General features: G+C 41.4%; 17 protein-coding genes. 2 read left to right on the top strand and 15 right to left on the bottom strand.

What is annotated here, in order from left to right; translation table 11 throughout:
- Positions 1 to 41: 41 nt before the first annotated feature.
- Entirely contained in the window at positions 42 to 494 is a 453-nt protein-coding gene (locus tag ACN0T8_RS13290) for a YcgN family cysteine cluster protein (protein ID WP_417881101.1), read from the bottom strand.
- 139 nt (positions 495 to 633) lie between these two features.
- On the opposite strand from ACN0T8_RS13290, the gene ACN0T8_RS13285 reads away from it, so the two are divergent.
- Positions 634 to 882, top strand: a complete 249-nt coding sequence (locus tag ACN0T8_RS13285) for a YkgJ family cysteine cluster protein (protein WP_089122603.1) — start codon at positions 634 to 636, stop codon at positions 880 to 882.
- A gap of 111 nt (positions 883 to 993) precedes the next feature.
- On the opposite strand, the gene recR is transcribed toward ACN0T8_RS13285, so the two are convergent.
- The 7 genes from recR to ACN0T8_RS13250 form a co-directional block, all read right to left on the bottom strand.
- Positions 994 to 1593 carry a recombination mediator RecR gene (gene recR, locus ACN0T8_RS13280; RefSeq protein ID WP_089122602.1) on the bottom strand — a complete coding sequence of 200 codons (600 nt, stop codon included), beginning with the start codon at positions 1591 to 1593 and terminating at the stop codon, positions 994 to 996.
- Between the two features lie 22 nt (positions 1594 to 1615).
- Positions 1616 to 1945: a YbaB/EbfC family nucleoid-associated protein gene (locus ACN0T8_RS13275; RefSeq protein WP_027697389.1), complete on the bottom strand. Its 330-nt coding sequence runs from the start codon at positions 1943 to 1945 to the stop codon at positions 1616 to 1618.
- A 170-nt stretch (positions 1946 to 2115) separates the two neighbouring features.
- Complete coding sequence (gene dnaX, locus ACN0T8_RS13270) at positions 2116 to 4320, bottom strand: DNA polymerase III subunit gamma/tau (protein ID WP_417881106.1); 2205 nt, start codon at positions 4318 to 4320, stop codon at positions 2116 to 2118.
- A gap of 77 nt (positions 4321 to 4397) precedes the next feature.
- Positions 4398 to 4943, bottom strand: a complete 546-nt coding sequence (gene apt / locus ACN0T8_RS13265; RefSeq protein WP_417881100.1) for an adenine phosphoribosyltransferase — start codon at positions 4941 to 4943, stop codon at positions 4398 to 4400.
- A gap of 113 nt (positions 4944 to 5056) precedes the next feature.
- Complete coding sequence (locus ACN0T8_RS13260) at positions 5057 to 5443, bottom strand: DUF454 family protein (RefSeq protein WP_417881099.1); 387 nt, start codon at positions 5441 to 5443, stop codon at positions 5057 to 5059.
- Positions 5444 to 5487: 44 nt separating this feature from the next.
- Positions 5488 to 5610 (bottom strand): hypothetical protein, encoded by a 123-nt coding sequence (locus ACN0T8_RS13255; RefSeq protein ID WP_417881098.1) that lies wholly within the window; start codon positions 5608 to 5610, stop codon positions 5488 to 5490.
- 127 nt (positions 5611 to 5737) lie between these two features.
- Complete coding sequence (locus ACN0T8_RS13250) at positions 5738 to 6853, bottom strand: response regulator (protein ID WP_417881097.1); 1116 nt, start codon at positions 6851 to 6853, stop codon at positions 5738 to 5740.
- Positions 6854 to 7250: 397 nt separating this feature from the next.
- Between ACN0T8_RS13250 and ACN0T8_RS13245 the strand changes: the two genes are divergently transcribed.
- Positions 7251 to 8126: a LysR family transcriptional regulator gene (locus ACN0T8_RS13245; protein ID WP_417881096.1), complete on the top strand. Its 876-nt coding sequence runs from the start codon at positions 7251 to 7253 to the stop codon at positions 8124 to 8126.
- A gap of 90 nt (positions 8127 to 8216) precedes the next feature.
- On the opposite strand, the gene purF is transcribed toward ACN0T8_RS13245, so the two are convergent.
- The 7 genes from purF to ACN0T8_RS13210 form a co-directional block, all read right to left on the bottom strand.
- Positions 8217 to 9734, bottom strand: coding sequence for an amidophosphoribosyltransferase (purF, locus tag ACN0T8_RS13240; protein WP_417881095.1), 1518 nt, complete (start codon positions 9732 to 9734; stop codon positions 8217 to 8219).
- A 43-nt stretch (positions 9735 to 9777) separates the two neighbouring features.
- Entirely contained in the window at positions 9778 to 10272 is a 495-nt protein-coding gene (locus ACN0T8_RS13235; RefSeq protein WP_417881094.1) for a CvpA family protein, read from the bottom strand.
- A 61-nt stretch (positions 10273 to 10333) separates the two neighbouring features.
- Entirely contained in the window at positions 10334 to 10942 is a 609-nt protein-coding gene (locus ACN0T8_RS13230) for an SPOR domain-containing protein (protein ID WP_417881093.1), read from the bottom strand.
- Positions 10943 to 10962: 20 nt separating this feature from the next.
- Complete coding sequence (folC, locus tag ACN0T8_RS13225) at positions 10963 to 12237, bottom strand: bifunctional tetrahydrofolate synthase/dihydrofolate synthase (protein WP_417881092.1); 1275 nt, start codon at positions 12235 to 12237, stop codon at positions 10963 to 10965.
- A 142-nt stretch (positions 12238 to 12379) separates the two neighbouring features.
- A complete protein-coding gene (gene accD / locus ACN0T8_RS13220) occupies positions 12380 to 13294 on the bottom strand; it encodes an acetyl-CoA carboxylase, carboxyltransferase subunit beta (protein WP_417881091.1) in 915 nt (304 codons plus the stop codon).
- A 286-nt stretch (positions 13295 to 13580) separates the two neighbouring features.
- The gene (gene truA, locus ACN0T8_RS13215; RefSeq protein ID WP_417881090.1) at positions 13581 to 14369 is read right to left on the bottom strand and encodes a tRNA pseudouridine(38-40) synthase TruA; all 789 of its coding nucleotides are present in this window, start codon (positions 14367 to 14369) and stop codon (positions 13581 to 13583) included.
- 118 nt (positions 14370 to 14487) lie between these two features.
- A partial coding sequence (locus tag ACN0T8_RS13210) for a FimV/HubP family polar landmark protein (RefSeq protein WP_417881089.1) occupies positions 14488 to 15024 on the bottom strand: 537 nt, incomplete at its 5' end.

The raw sequence follows: 15024 nt of genomic DNA, 5'->3' as shown, positions 1-15024 counted from the left end.
GTACATACAATCAGTATATACAGCATTCTCAACTTTGAAAGTTAATTATGAGGCTTTAGTCTATCAGGTAAGTTTTGAATGTGGTCCTCCCAGTCCACCACATCAATTTCATAAACCACTTTATTACGTACACTTTCACCTGCTGCATGCATGGCAGATTTCGATCCAGTAATAAGCGGATGCCACTCAGGCAGAGGTTTATTTTCTGCAAGTAAGCGATATGAACAGGTTTCTGGTAACCAATTAAATTCATCTATTTTGTCACGAGTCAACTTCAAACACTCTTCACCAGACTCAAAACGATTTGGGTAATCTTTACAGCCGCAAGTTTTGCTATTGAGCCAGCTACAAGCAACGTTGGTGTAGTATACTTCATCACTGTCTTCATCCATCAACTTATGCAAGCAACACTTACCGCAACCATCACATAGTGATTCCCACTCTTGCTCACTCATTTGTTGTAGTGACTTAGTTTGCCAAAATGGATCTGTCATAATATGCCTGCTTAAACTTGTATAGGATCTAGGCTGCGTTTTATACGCCGATCATCGGCAGAATTCAAGTTATGCTATTTTCTGTATGGGTATTTTGCTATTATCTGCGACCAATTTTTGAACTGCAGAGATATGTTTTATGGAGTGTCGTCTTGGATGTGGTGCTTGCTGCATTGCACCTAGCATATCATCACCTATCCCTGGGATGCCGAAAGGTAAGCCTGCTGGTGTTCGATGTATTCAATTAAATGAAGATAATTTATGCAAACTGTTTGGTAAACCTGAAAGACCAAAGGTGTGTCATGCATTTAAAGCGGAAAAAGCTATTTGTGGTAAAACTGATCAAGAAGCCTTATTTATTATTTCAGATCTAGAAAAGATAACTTAGGTACAACTCGAAACTCGAAACTCGAAACTCGAAACTCGAAACTCGAAACTCGAAAAATATTGATATCGCCAACATTAAAATCAAGCTTCGAATTTAAGTATTATATTTAATCTATAACTTTTGTCGGCCAAGTAGTGAATGAGATAACGTAGTGCCATCGACCAACTCTAACTCACCGCCCATAGGCACACCATGTGCAATGCGGCTGGCATTAACGCCATGAGCTTTACATAGTTGAGCAATATAATGCGCGGTAGCTTCGCCTTCTACAGTCGGGTTAGTTGCAAGAATCACTTCTTCAACATCGCCGATGCTTAAACGATAATCGAGCAAATCTAAACCAATATCACTCGGTCCGATGCCATCAAGTGGCGATAAGTGCCCCATCAAAACAAAATAACGACCTGAATACTGCCCCGTTGCTTCAATGGCAGCAATATCGGCAGGCGTTTCTACTACACAGATCTGCCCGTTCGCTTGACGCTTAGGGTTGGTGCAGACATGACAGGTATCTTGCTCGGTAAAGGTTCGACATTGATCGCAGTGACCGATTTCTGTCATTGCTTGAGATAAGGCTTCCGCTAATTGCAAACCGCCCTTTCTATTACGCTGCAATAAATGAAAGGCCATACGCTGAGCCGACTTGGGGCCAACCCCAGGTAAGCAACGTAAGGCCTCCATTAATTGTTCCAGCATACTGCTTGTGCGCATGTATGACTCTCTACTGGTTCAATTAAAACGGCATTTTCATACCTGGTGGTAATTGCATACCGCCAGTCACTGAAGCCATCTTTTCTTTTTGTGTTTCTTCGACACGACGAGCAGCATCATTAAATGCAGCTGCAATCAAATCTTCTAGCATTTCTTTATCGTCTTCCATCAAGCTTTCATCGATTTCAACACGACGAACGCTGTGGCTACCAGTAATGGTCACTTTTACAAGGCCAGCACCAGATTCACCAGTGATTTCCATATTTGCGATTTCTTCTTGAAGCTTTTGCATACGCTCTTGCATTTGCTGGGCTTGCTTCATCATGTTGCCCATTCCGCCTTTACCAAACATGCTTATTCTCGCTTGTTATCTAAATAGAATGATTGTGGATATTATTAGGTTATTGGGTCGAACCGATTAAAAATCAACTCGCTCTTTTACCTAATAATGTATTTTGTTAATTAATTGCACACGGTATATACCCAGTAACTTCAAGATGCAGAATTCACTGGGTATAGCCACTAAATCGGCCTCACGCTGTCTTTATCGATTTCTGCTGCGAAACGCTTTTGCAAAAATTGGATATTAGGATCTGAATCTAGGCTTTCAAATGCTTGCTTGAGCTTCTCTTGATACAGTTTTTCTCTTAGTTCAAGCGGCGTAATACCATCAGCACTGTTTTGGATCACCAACTCACAAGTTTGCTGAAAATGTTGCGATAACACTTCCGTCAATTCTTCTTGCGCTTTTGGGGTATTCAAATGCGCTTGTTCAGCACGCAAGCCTAAGGTAATGACATGTTCATTTTTACTATAGGTCGAATTTAATGCGAGTTGCTGCACTAGTTTCGCGGTATTAAGTTGATCGATGATCGCCGCCCACTCACTTTGCTCAATACTTTCACGCAGTAGTTTTTCTGCCATCTCTGGCGTTTTAATATGCTCTAGCGCTTTCTTAATTTGCGTCGGCGTTAGCTCTTGGCTTTCTTGCTGCTGTAATTGAGGTTGAGTTGGCTTCCATTGATACGGTTCATTTGCATCTTCTGGTTTTGCGGCTCCAGAGATTGGCGTACCATTTGATGATATTGGCGACCCCTGCACAGCTTCAACCGCGGCAGCCGTATGCTTACTTGCAATACGATCAAGTACCGATGTTTTCACTGGTTTAACAGACGTCGCTTCAGTCTTTTTTGTTGGATTATTCCCAACGGCAGGCGTCGTATGTAAATTTTCACGTTTACTGCGCAACTGATGCCTCAATCCAGTTAACGGTGAAGCGGGTGCCGCAGGCCGTTGCTGAGTCTGAGACGCTTGCTGTGGTTTCTCGGTATTGGTTAGTGCTGGTTGTTGGTGTCTTGTTTGCGGGTGCCTTGGTTGTTCATATTTAGATTGTTCGTGTCCAGACAGTTCAACTGCAGGCTGTTGGCTGGCTGCGGTGTAATCACTACTGCCCATCTGATTTTCCACAGGAACACTTGGGGCCGCTGTTGGCGAATATGTCGGCTGACTACGCACTGGCTGAGCTGCTGCTGGTTGAGACATTGATGGCTGTGAACCACCCGCACGTCTAGGTGCCGATTCAACCACCGGAATACTTTTCGTTTGCACTGCTGGAGCGACAATCGTATTACCAGATACCGCTTGCGTAGGTCTGAAGGCCAGCATTCTCAACACTAGCATTTCTGCCGCCATTTTCTCGCTCGGAGACAACGGCAAATCTTGACGACCTTTCAAAGTCATCTGGTAGTAAAGCTGTACATCTTGAGGCGTTAAAGATTGGCTTAATAGTTCAACTCTTTCCGCATCCGGTTGATCTTTATTTAAACTTGCTGGTAGCACTTGGTACATAGCAATACGGTGTAACTGGCTACTTAACTCTTTGAACAAACCATCCCAATCAATACCATTTTCTGCCAATTGCTCAAGGCAGTTCATCGCAGTTTTCGGTTGCTTACTACTGATTGCTTCAAGTAAATAGATCGCTTGTTCAGTATCTAACGTGCCTAGCATATTAGAAACAGTCGCACTATCAATATGACCATTACCCAAAGCAATTGCTTGATCAGACAAACTTAACGCATCACGCATACTTCCATCTGCCGCATGAGCAATCAAACTTAATGCTCTAGGCTCTGAGGTGATGCTTTCTTCACCAAGCACAAAATCTAATTGCTCATGAATTTGATCTGAGCTAATCGGTTTTAGATGAAATTGCAAACAACGCGAAAGAATCGTCACTGGCAGTTTTTGAGGATCAGTCGTAGCTAATAAAAACTTAACGTACTCTGGTGGTTCTTCCAGCGTTTTTAATAATGCATTGAAGCTATGACGAGATAACATGTGTACCTCATCTATCAGGTACACTTTGAAGCGTCCACGTGCTGGTTTGTATTGAACGTTATCTAGCAACTCACGGGTATCTTCTACCTTAGTGCGAGATGCTGCATCAATTTCCAATAGGTCTACATAGCGACCTTGATCGATTTCAATACAGCTATCACACACACCACATGGGTTATCGGTGATACCGGTTTCACAATTCAGCCCTTTGGCAAACAGTCGGCCGATCGATGTTTTACCCACACCACGAGTTCCGCTGAATAAATAGGCGTGATGCAATCGGTTCTGCTTTAAAGCATTCTCTAAAGCGGTAATTACATGACTTTGGCCAACCACATTTTCAAACTTCGTTGGTCGCCATTTTCTTGCTAACGCTAAATAACTCATCAAATCTTCCGGTTCAATCATTCCGACTGTTGAATAATGGGGCTCTATTAATTATAGAGATACTAGCCACACAGATTTTAATGGCCTGCAAACTCACAAATGCTATACACATTTAAGTTTAGTGCTTTCAGTTTTTTTTCACCGCCGATTTCAGGCAAATTAATCACAAAAGCCGCATCGGTCACTTCGCCACCTAATTGACGGATCAGCTTAACAGTCGCCTCAATAGTGCCACCCGTTGCAAGCAAATCATCAACCACTAATACTTTATCGCCAGCTTTAATTGCATCGGTATGAATTTCAAGAACATCCGTCCCATACTCTAATTCATAAGATTGAGAAACGGTTTCACGAGGCAATTTACCTGGCTTGCGAACCGGTACAAAACCAAGCCCCAATTCCAACGCTAGCGGAGCACCAAATAAAAACCCACGAGCCTCCGTACCAACAACTTTGGTAAAACCCATCGATTGATATTTTTCAACCAGCAGTTGAATCGTTGCTTGATAAGCTTGCGGATCTTCCATCAAACTTGTCACGTCACGAAACAAAATCCCTTTTTTAGGGTAGTCAGGAATGGTTTTAATGCTCGCTTGAATAAGCGCTTGAGTATCAATAGTCATTATAGAATTCTTATCTTAGGCAAACTTTAGCTTGATAATAACATCACTAAAGCTTGGGGTAATTATTAATATAACTTCAGCGGAAAAAGTCGTTGCTGGATATGGCAAGTATGTTAGTGATTTTCACTAGAATCGGCAACATTTGAAGTCAGTTCATGAATCGGTAAACGGTGGAAGCAGAAAAACAATATCGCGAAGCCAAATACCAATCCTAGCTTGAGCCACCACTGAGGCATCATTACAAAAGAGAAAGTAAAACTAATTACCAGTAATACATAGCCTCTTTTTTTCATAGCAGCACTCACTGCTCGATGCTGATTCCAGTTATCAATGATAGGACCTAAATGCGGATGGTGATGGATCCAGTGATGAAATTTCTCATTACTACGCATAAAGCATGCGCTCGCCAGTAAAAGAAATGGAGTGGTTGGAAGTAAAGGGAGAAAGATCCCAAGCACACCGAGTACCAGAGATAAACCACCAACGGCATTGAGTAACATTTTACGGATGATGGTTTGGGTTCCTTACAACAGACGGTTAAGCGCTAATTTTGGCTTAAAAGATTAATCCATGTAAGTGTTGCAGGAAGAGTAGGTAAAAGTAAAGCAACAATCACACCTAAAAGGTAAAATAGATTGAATGGTTCGTTAAAGTTTTCATCTGCCATTTTCGGTCCCTCGTATGAAATTGAGGGCATAATATAGGAGAAAGTCGGACAAACAAAAACCGACAAAACCAAAGGTTATTACGAAGCTGTCAGGTAGCTCACAGAATTTACATCAAAGCGCGGTACTTTATTGCGTCACATTTTTAATCGTTAATTTAAAACTACGCACCCCGAGTTCACTTAATACCAACTCACCACCTTTCTTCATAGGTAGATGACTGGTTACAAAGTTTTTAGTACAACCTTCACCTAGCTTAATGCCCTTCTCAATGGCTTGAGTTGAGTGAGCTTGAGTCGAGCGATCAAACAACCAATTGCTTTTCAGGCCCGCCGGTAAAATAGAGATCGTCCCTTCTACCATATCGGCAATACCAAATAATGCATTAATCGGCTCTGAACATTTTGTGCAACTAATGCCTTTTTCTACTGTATCAGCTAAGTCTTTTAAATCAGAGTGACAACGCCTACGGGTCCTTAAAAAATCATTAAACAAAGCTCGAATCAACAAGGCGGTTCCGACTCCGTTCTCGCTTCCATCCGATGAATCGACAAGATAAAAAGCAAAGCGGCCATCCATCAACCAGGCATAATCGAATACCAGTGGCATCATTTCTGATGGTTGTAAAACATGGTAACTGCATTTCCAGCCCCCTTGCTGAGTATCTCGCTCAGGTTGTAGGGCGTGTAGTAAATCTCGTGAAGTAACGACGTTATCTTTAAGGTGGTTTAAGTGCCAATATAATTCCTTCTCTTCATCAACTTGCCCTGAGTGATCAAGCTGAAACCATTGACTAGAAAAATCACGCACAACACTTGGGTTCGCTTGCGACTCTTCCAAGGTACTTTTGATAGCACAAGTAAAGTGGTCTAAATGGGTAATCGGTTTGGTAAGAAAGTCTTTAATACCAAAGCGTAGTACACGTGCGACATCTCTCATATCCTCTGTGGCAGATACCACAATCATTGGCAACATAGGAAACTGCCAACTGACCTCTTCAACCAGCTCAATACCGCTCATGATCGGCATGTTTAAGTCGCAAATCATCAGATCAGGCACTTGATGACGTAATAGTCTGAGTGCATCAAGCCCGTCTTCCGCTTCGGTGACTTCAAAGTTCAGTTTTTTGAGATATGAGGCAATCATGCTGCGAAAAATAGGATCATCATCCACCAACATAATTGTTTGTTTTGCACTATCTAGTGCCATTTTTACGTTCTGCACTTGAGAAACAGATTTATGCATATTGGGAACCTCTTAATACGACTCAGTGCAATAATTCAACGTAACTTATACCCAAGCTACTTCAAGGTGAAAACTACTTGGGAATATCATAAAACCATATAAAAGGTAGTTATTAAAAGTTTTAAATTCAAATTACTGTAATGAATATTATGCCTTGATCCCAAAACGCCATGCCCGGGTCCACTTTCACAAGATTTCGATGACTCAGATATATTCTTTTTAAAAACAATTACAAGCCATCAATATATAACCAAAAAAGAAGATAAATTTACTGAAATTGATATGAATACAAGTTATGGTGATATCAAATAACAATAATGTTTGATGTTAAACAACCATCTTACTTAATGTTCCGCTACACTACCCTCTACTCGTAGTATAAATAAGTGCTCGTACAATGAAACTTGATGATTTGAATTTATTCCGACTGGTTGTGGATAATGGCAGTTATACTGCTACTTCCCGTAAAACAGCTATACCTGTGGCAACCATTACTCGTCGTATCCAAGCTTTGGAAGAAGGATTAAATTTACGCCTGCTTAACCGTAATGCTCGTAAGCTCTCTTTAACCGAAGCTGGACAAAGATTTTACGATGAATGTTCTCCATTGCTGAAACACTTAACTGAAACCACAGAGACCATTTCTGATGAATGCCGAGGCGCATCAGGTAAACTACGTATTTCAGCACCAACCAATACCGCCAAACGCATTATCATGCCAATGATTAATGAGTTCATGGCCAAGTACCCAGACATTCGCATAGAATTGTTAATGACCAACTATGCTGATCGACTTGATCCAACTGAATGGGATGTCATTTTTCGCGTTGGCCCTCAGCGTGATTCAACCTTAATTGCTCGAAAAATCAATGAAGTTAAAGATGTACTCGTCGCCAGCCCTAAATACTTGGCAGACTGTGGCGATCTACATCATGCTGATGATTTACGCCACCATGCTTTGTTAAAAGGACTACCACTGGTGAAGTGGCAATTGACCAATTCACAAGGTGAAACGGTCACCATCAATGAGAAAGGCCGCTTAGAGGCAAGTGAGTTAAATGTCGTACGTAAAGCTTGTACTCATGGCTTAGGTATCAGTTTAATGCCGGATGTGATGATTGAAGCTTATTTACGTGAAGGTCGTTTAGTACGTGTACTTGATGATTGGAGTGCAAATTCTCGCGATATCTACATGCTTTATAATCACAAAAATCATCAGCCTGAAAAAGTCCGTTTATTAATTGACTTTATCGCGCAACATGACGTGCTTTAACTCCGCATTATCTGCAACTCATAACACTAATCCTAAAAAGCCAGAGTTCGCTAAAACTCTGGCTTTTTAATATCAGCAGCAAATGAAAGCTTATGCGCCTTCGTTATGCATTTCTAAGTTAGCTAAATCAACTTGCATATCACGATCTAATTTCGCATCATCATTACGTAATGAATCGATATGATCTAAGTATGCTTGGTCAATATCACCTGTCACATACTGGCCACTAAACACCGATGTCTCAAACTCAGTAATGCTAGGATTACCTAGGCCAACTGCAACAACTAAATCTTCAAGATCTTGGAACATCAAAGCATCAGCGCCAATCATATTACAAATTTCATCGGTTTCACGACCATGCGCAATTAACTCATTGGCGCTTGGCATGTCAATACCATAAACATTAGGGAATCGAACTTCAGGGGCTGCCGATACCATATAAACATTTTTAGCACCAGAGTCTCGAGCCATTTCGATGATTTGTTCAGAAGTCGTACCACGAACAATTGAATCATCAACAAGCAGTACATTCTTACCTTTAAATTCGGAACGAATCGCATTCAGTTTACGACGCACTGATTTCTTACGTTGTTGTTGGCCTGGCATGATAAAAGTACGACCAACGTAACGGTTTTTCACAAACCCTTGACGATATGGCTTATCAATCAACTGAGCAATTTCTAAGGCGATATCACATGAGGTTTCAGGAATTGGGATCACAACATCGATATCAAGATCATCCCATTCACGCTTAATTTTTTCACCCAGCTTTTTACCCATTTCAACACGCGCACTGTAAACCGAAATTTTATCGATAAATGAATCTGGGCGAGCAAAATACACAAACTCAAAAATACATGGGTTCAACTTTGGCTGTTCTGCACATTGTTCACTGAATAACTGCCCATCAAAAGTGGCATAAATCGCTTCACCAGGAGCAACATCACGTACAAAATCAAAACCAACCGCATCCAAAGCGACTGATTCCGATGCCACCATATATTCCGTACGACCTTCGACTTCACGCTTACCTAAACATAATGGACGAATACCGTTCGGATCGCGGAATGCCACCATACCATGGCCAATAATCATCGCGGAAACTGCATAGGCACCTTTAACTATCTTATGCACTTTTTTTATAGCGCCAAACACATCAGCTTGAGTCAGTGGGTAGTTTTCAGAAAGGTCAATTTCTTGGGCAAGAATGTTGAGTAATACTTCAGAATCAGAGGTGGTGTTAATATGACGACGACCTTGTTCAAACAACCATTGGCGAATATCGTGCGCATTAGTCAAATTACCGTTGTGCGCTAAAGTAATCCCATAAGGTGAGTTTACATAAAATGGCTGAGCCTCTGAAGCACTAGAACTGCCTGCTGTTGGGTAACGAACATGGCCGATACCAACATTACCTTGTAGTCGTTTCATGTGTTTAATTTCAAACACATCCTTCACTAAACCATTGGCTTTACGCAGACGAAAACGATTGCTATCTATGGTAATAATACCTGCAGCATCTTGGCCACGATGCTGCAATACCGTTAAAGCATCATAAATCGATTGATTGACAGGCGTTACACCTACGATTCCAACAATACCACACATGTCTTAACCCTCGGTTGGTGGAGAACTGGCGCCTCCAGTTCAGTTACAAAGGCGCGCCAGATAAAAAACTTGAAGTCTGTTTTAAGTGATCAAAAAACGGGGCAATGATTCGACTAAATTGTGGGATCAACTGCGACGATTTCCACCACTCTGAATTTGGAAACGCGGTAAACGCATCCATAAAAAATAACACGACCGCAATGATCAATACGCCACGTAGTGCCCCAAAAACCACACCTAATACCCTATCGGTACCAGATAACCCGGTTTTCACCACAAGTTGGCTAATAACATAGTTCACTACAGCTCCGACAATCAGTGTCGCAACAAATAAAGCCCCTAGAGCGGCTCCATTTCGAACCATATCATTATCAATATTGGTAAAGTACGCAGCAAGCTTCAGATAATAATGCGTGGCGATATAAAATGCGCCACACCAAATTACTAAAGACAGCGCTTCTTTAACAAAACCACGAACTAAGCTGATCAAAGCGGAAAAGCCGATCACCCCTAAAATGACAAAATCTATCCAAATCATAAAATTTACATCTTAAGTTGGCGCGCATTTTACCAGAAAAACGCGCGACGCAAACGTTTTCTTATTGATTAAGTGGCTTAAAAGTCTGCAATTGACCTTTTAATCCTGTAATTTCTTGCAGCTTATCAATTTGTTGCTCCATCTTTTCTTTCGAAACATCAGGGCCAATAATCACTCGAGATAGCTGATCGTCAGGCTTTAAGTGGGCTTGGAATCCACGCTTTTGCAGATCCACCACCAACTTTTGAGCATTGTCTTTGTTTTTAAGTGCCACCAATTGGATGATCCATGCGCTATCCTTATATTGGTTTTTCTCACGAACTGGTGCAGGTTTGGTCACTACCGACTTAGATTGTGGTTTGACTTCCGGCTGTGATTTAGTTTCCGATTCCGCTTGTACGGTGACAGATTTGATTGATTCTGATTTTGGTGCTTCATCGACAGTGACCGTCACGGGCTCTTCCGGCAAAGCAACATCTAGTTCAACCGGCTTTTTCACATCTTGCGACACTGAAGCCTGACTTACCTCATCAGTAGGTTTAATCGGAATTGCCGCAAACTCTTCTTTATAATGCTCTTTCTGCCCATCAAAAACATCAGGCAAAACAATGACACCAATCGCGACAAGAATCACGGTACCAATCAAACGGCTTTGAAATTTACTCGCCATTTTGACTTCCTCTTATTTGTTTACTTATCATTTTTTTGTTGCCAATAATTAAGAACTTCCCCTACCGTATGGAAAGAGCCAACTACAAGCAATACTTCATCTTCTGCAACGTGTTCATACGCTTGAATAAAAGCATCTTCAGGCGTTTCATAACGCCCTTCATAGCAAACTAAATTATCAATGAGTTCATCTACGGTTGCGGCACGAGGGCCTTGCAATGAAGCCGGATACCAATGTTTTACCACAGGTGCTAAAGTCTGCAATGTACTTGTAATATCTTTATCGTGTAGCATCGCCACGACTGCTCGCACTGATTTACCTGGATATTGTTTTGCTAACTGTTCCACTAAATACTGCGCCGAATGCGGATTATGCGCAACATCCAATAAAACGGTTGGCTGCGAAGACAATAATTGCATGCGACCAGCAAGACGGGCAGCCTTTAATCCATTCACGACATTGATATCCGTTAATTCTAATCCTGATGCACTCAGCGCCATTAATGCGGTCGCTGCATTGGCTAATGGTAAAGATGGGATAGGCAGCTCATCTAAATCAAAACCACCCGATTGCCAACGCCATAATTGACGAGCTTCATCAGTAATTTGGTAGTTAAACTGTAATCCAACTTGATAAAACTCTGCACCAATATCATCAGCATGCGCGGCAACAGTCGGAGGTGATTTTGGCTGACCACAAATTGCCGGTTTGCCAGAACGGAAGATACCTGCCTTCTCAAAACCGATAACGTTAAGATCGCTACCTAACCAATCAACATGATCGATAGCTAAACTGGTGATTACCGATACATCATGTTCAACCACATTAGTGGCATCTAATCGACCACCTAGCCCCACTTCAAGCAAGACAACATCAACTTGTTCAGTTTGAAAAACTCGCAAAGCGGCAAGTGTTCCAAACTCAAAAAAACTCAAGCTGATATCGTTGCGGCTACGCTCAATAAAATCAAAGGATTGGGTTAAGAGAGCATCACTCACATCATGGCCGTTAATGCGTACACGTTCATTATAATTGATGAGATGAGGAGAATTGTAGACGCCGACACGATAACCTGCATCAAGTAAGATCGCTTCCATCAATGCACAAGTCGACCCTTTTCCATTGGTTCCAGCGACAGTGATAACTTTCGGAGCGGGTTTGGTTAAATTTGCAGATTGAGCGACTTTACTGACTCGATCTAGGCCAAGATCGATAGCACTGGTGTGGATATTTTCTAAATAATGAAGCCACATCGACAAAGGTGATGTGGCTTCTGGAGAATTATGTTTACTCATTAAACGCATGACTCATTACATCTTCACTTAAGTAAAGATAAGGTATCATTTATTTGCTGCCTTGGCACTAAACCTATTGGCAGCAATCCATTTAATTGCACCTTGACGTTACTTGGGTATAAACCAGTAACGTTAATGAGGATTATTTCTTATCGACAACAGGTACTTCGTAAGATGGCTCATCATCAACCGAAACTACAAGTGGCGATTGATAATTTGTCATCTTAGCAACAAGACCTGCGATACGCTGACGCATTTCACGACGATCAACAATCATATCAATTGCGCCATGATCGAGTAAGAACTCACTCGTTTGGAAGTCTTGAGGTAAGTTTTCACGCACAGTTTGCTCGATAACACGACGACCTGCAAAACCAATAATAGCTTTTGGTTCACCGATATTAATATCACCTAGCATTGCTAAACTTGCCGATACACCGCCATAAGTTGGATCAGTCATTACCGAAATAAACGGTAAGCCTTTTTGCGATAAACGCTCAAGTGCTGCGCTGGTTTTTGCCATTTGCATCAAAGACATTAATGCTTCTTGCATGCGAGCACCACCACTGGCAGAAAAACACACTAAGCCACAGTTATTTGCAATCGCTTCATCAACCGCACGAACAAAACGCGCACCGACAACCGAGCCCATTGAACCGCCCATAAATGAAAATTCAAACGCACAAGCAACCAAAGGCATACCTAAAAGCTCACCTTTCATGGCAATTAATGCTTCAGTTTCACCACTTGATTTTTGAGCAGTGGTGATACGGTCTTTATAACGCTTAGAGTCTTTAAACTTCAGTTTATCTTTCGGCTCAAATTCTTGGCCGATTTCAACTGTTGTACCTTGATCTAAAAACGTCTCCAAACGACGGCGACCTTTCATACGCATATGATGGTCACACTTAGGACAAACTTCTAAATTACGTTCTACTTCCGCTTGATATAATACTTGCTCACAAGAAGAACATTTAGTCCAGATACCTTCAGGAATAGACGCTTTACGTGTATTAACAATATTTGTAGTTGTAAAAATTTTTTCAAGCCAACTCATGGGAAGACCTTTTAGCTAGGTCCCTCGCTGTATGCAAAGGATGAGAATTTGAGAAATAAATGCGAGGAGATTAAAACACATAATACCCGCACTGTAGATAAAAAACTGGTTGTACCTATATTTAGCTGCTGAAATAAACATCCTATTTTGATGAAAATTAAAGCGCTCAAGCTTTTATACACTAAAGATATCAATATATAAGTACTGATTAACGCTAGTGTAATAATAATGTGAAAAAAATCCACCTTAATCTATATGAGGTTACTTAGTACCTCCCCCAATATAGTTAGTCAGCCGATAAAAATAGCGGGCCAATGGCGACATTAGGTAAATTAAAACTTTCAGGATAGTCAACATCGACTAGATACAAACCTTCTGCTTTAGCAGTTGCCCCTGCTAAGTTGCGATCTTTTTGTTCAAGTAGCCAAGCGATCCATTCAGGGTTTTCATCACCGGTTCCCACTTTTATTAAGCTACCAACAATATTACGCACCATGTGGTGAACAAAAGCATTCGCTTTAATATCGACGATCACATATTGACCCATTCTAGACACATTTAAATGCATCACGTTTCGCCAAGGGCTTAGTGATTGGCAATGAACTGCTCTAAAAGAAGTAAAGTCATTTTCACCCAACAAAAACTGTCCTGCTAGATGCATTTTTTCTGCATCTAGAGGATTGTGATAATGACTGACTCCAGAATGAAAGATTCCAGGTCGAAAGGCGTTGTTAAAGATAATGTAGCGGTAACGACGCGCCGTAGCACTAAAACGTGCATGAAAATCATCAGGTACTTCATGAGCCCATCTCACCGCAATATTATTAGGTAGATTGGCATTAACCCCCATAGTCCAAGCAACCAGTTTTCTTGATGCCGTAGTATCAAAGTGGACAACTTGCCCTGTACCATGAACGCCAGCATCGGTACGGCCAGCACATTGAACTTCTACAGGATGGTTCGCGACAACCGAAAGCGCTTTTTCCAAATGCTCTTGCACACTAGGCACATCTTTTTGTCTTTGCCAGCCGAATAACTTGCTGCCATCGTATTCAACACCTAACGCAATACGCATCTGAAATCACTCTTTATCACATCATTAAAAAACGGTCGCAAAGTATATACCCAAATAACCTCAACATGCGAGTTTCAGCAAGTAAAAAGCCTATTCGTGATGTAATTTATCACTTTATTTAAATTGAAGATAACAGCTTATTTGCCTCAGCCTGCAATGCTTCATCACCTTTTGAGATCACCGTTTTTAATAACTTAATCGCAGTACGCTCATCACCCATTTCAAGAAAGACTTTGGCTAAATCAAGATTACTATTCATTTCTGCATTGATATCAACATCAAAAGCATTCACATCGCCCAGTACATCAGGGAAATCATCCAATCCAACATCAAGATCAGGTTCTTCTTGCTGGTCTATATTTTCTGAATCGATGTGTTCAAGATCTTGCGTAGGTTGTTGTTCCGCACGAGAAGCTACTGCTGCTTTAATAGGCTTATTGTCAGTTAAGCTAGCGTTATCTTCATTGATGGTCTCTTCAGCGCTATTAAGGTCAAATATCAATCCATCATCAAGTTGATAGGTGATGTTATCTTTAATGATACGTTCATCTACAATCGGAATATCCGCATCAAAAGCTTGGGGCTCTGTATCGGCATCATGACGCGCTTCCTCTTCACCATAATTAGGTAACGCATCGTCAGAGAATTCAAACGT

Source organism: Vibrio sp. (genome assembly GCF_048266485.1).
Classification (GTDB): Bacteria; Pseudomonadota; Gammaproteobacteria; order Enterobacterales; family Vibrionaceae; genus Vibrio.
This window is presented reverse-complemented; position numbering and strand designations above follow the sequence as displayed.

What these genes read in the sequence shown, in the direction of transcription:
- ACN0T8_RS13285 (WP_089122603.1), top strand. Translation starts at nt 634, where the DNA reads ATGGAGTGTCGTCTTGGATGTGGTGCTTGCTGCATTGCACCTAGCATA.
- ACN0T8_RS13255 (WP_417881098.1), bottom strand. Translation starts at nt 5,610, where the DNA reads ATGGCAGATGAAAACTTTAACGAACCATTCAATCTATTTTACCTTTTA.
- ACN0T8_RS13260 (WP_417881099.1), bottom strand. Translation starts at nt 5,443, where the DNA reads ATGTTACTCAATGCCGTTGGTGGTTTATCTCTGGTACTCGGTGTGCTT.
- truA (WP_417881090.1), bottom strand. Translation starts at nt 14,369, where the DNA reads ATGCGTATTGCGTTAGGTGTTGAATACGATGGCAGCAAGTTATTCGGC.
- ACN0T8_RS13235 (WP_417881094.1), bottom strand. Translation starts at nt 10,272, where the DNA reads ATGATTTGGATAGATTTTGTCATTTTAGGGGTGATCGGCTTTTCCGCT.
- dnaX (WP_417881106.1), bottom strand. Translation starts at nt 4,320, where the DNA reads ATGAGTTATTTAGCGTTAGCAAGAAAATGGCGACCAACGAAGTTTGAA.
- folC (WP_417881092.1), bottom strand. Translation starts at nt 12,237, where the DNA reads ATGAGTAAACATAATTCTCCAGAAGCCACATCACCTTTGTCGATGTGG.
- ACN0T8_RS13245 (WP_417881096.1), top strand. Translation starts at nt 7,251, where the DNA reads ATGAAACTTGATGATTTGAATTTATTCCGACTGGTTGTGGATAATGGC.
- purF (WP_417881095.1), bottom strand. Translation starts at nt 9,734, where the DNA reads ATGTGTGGTATTGTTGGAATCGTAGGTGTAACGCCTGTCAATCAATCG.
- apt (WP_417881100.1), bottom strand. Translation starts at nt 4,943, where the DNA reads ATGACTATTGATACTCAAGCGCTTATTCAAGCGAGCATTAAAACCATT.
- ACN0T8_RS13275 (WP_027697389.1), bottom strand. Translation starts at nt 1,945, where the DNA reads ATGTTTGGTAAAGGCGGAATGGGCAACATGATGAAGCAAGCCCAGCAA.
- ACN0T8_RS13230 (WP_417881093.1), bottom strand. Translation starts at nt 10,942, where the DNA reads ATGGCGAGTAAATTTCAAAGCCGTTTGATTGGTACCGTGATTCTTGTC.
- recR (WP_089122602.1), bottom strand. Translation starts at nt 1,593, where the DNA reads ATGCGCACAAGCAGTATGCTGGAACAATTAATGGAGGCCTTACGTTGC.
- accD (WP_417881091.1), bottom strand. Translation starts at nt 13,294, where the DNA reads ATGAGTTGGCTTGAAAAAATTTTTACAACTACAAATATTGTTAATACA.
- ACN0T8_RS13290 (WP_417881101.1), bottom strand. Translation starts at nt 494, where the DNA reads ATGACAGATCCATTTTGGCAAACTAAGTCACTACAACAAATGAGTGAG.
- ACN0T8_RS13250 (WP_417881097.1), bottom strand. Translation starts at nt 6,853, where the DNA reads ATGCATAAATCTGTTTCTCAAGTGCAGAACGTAAAAATGGCACTAGAT.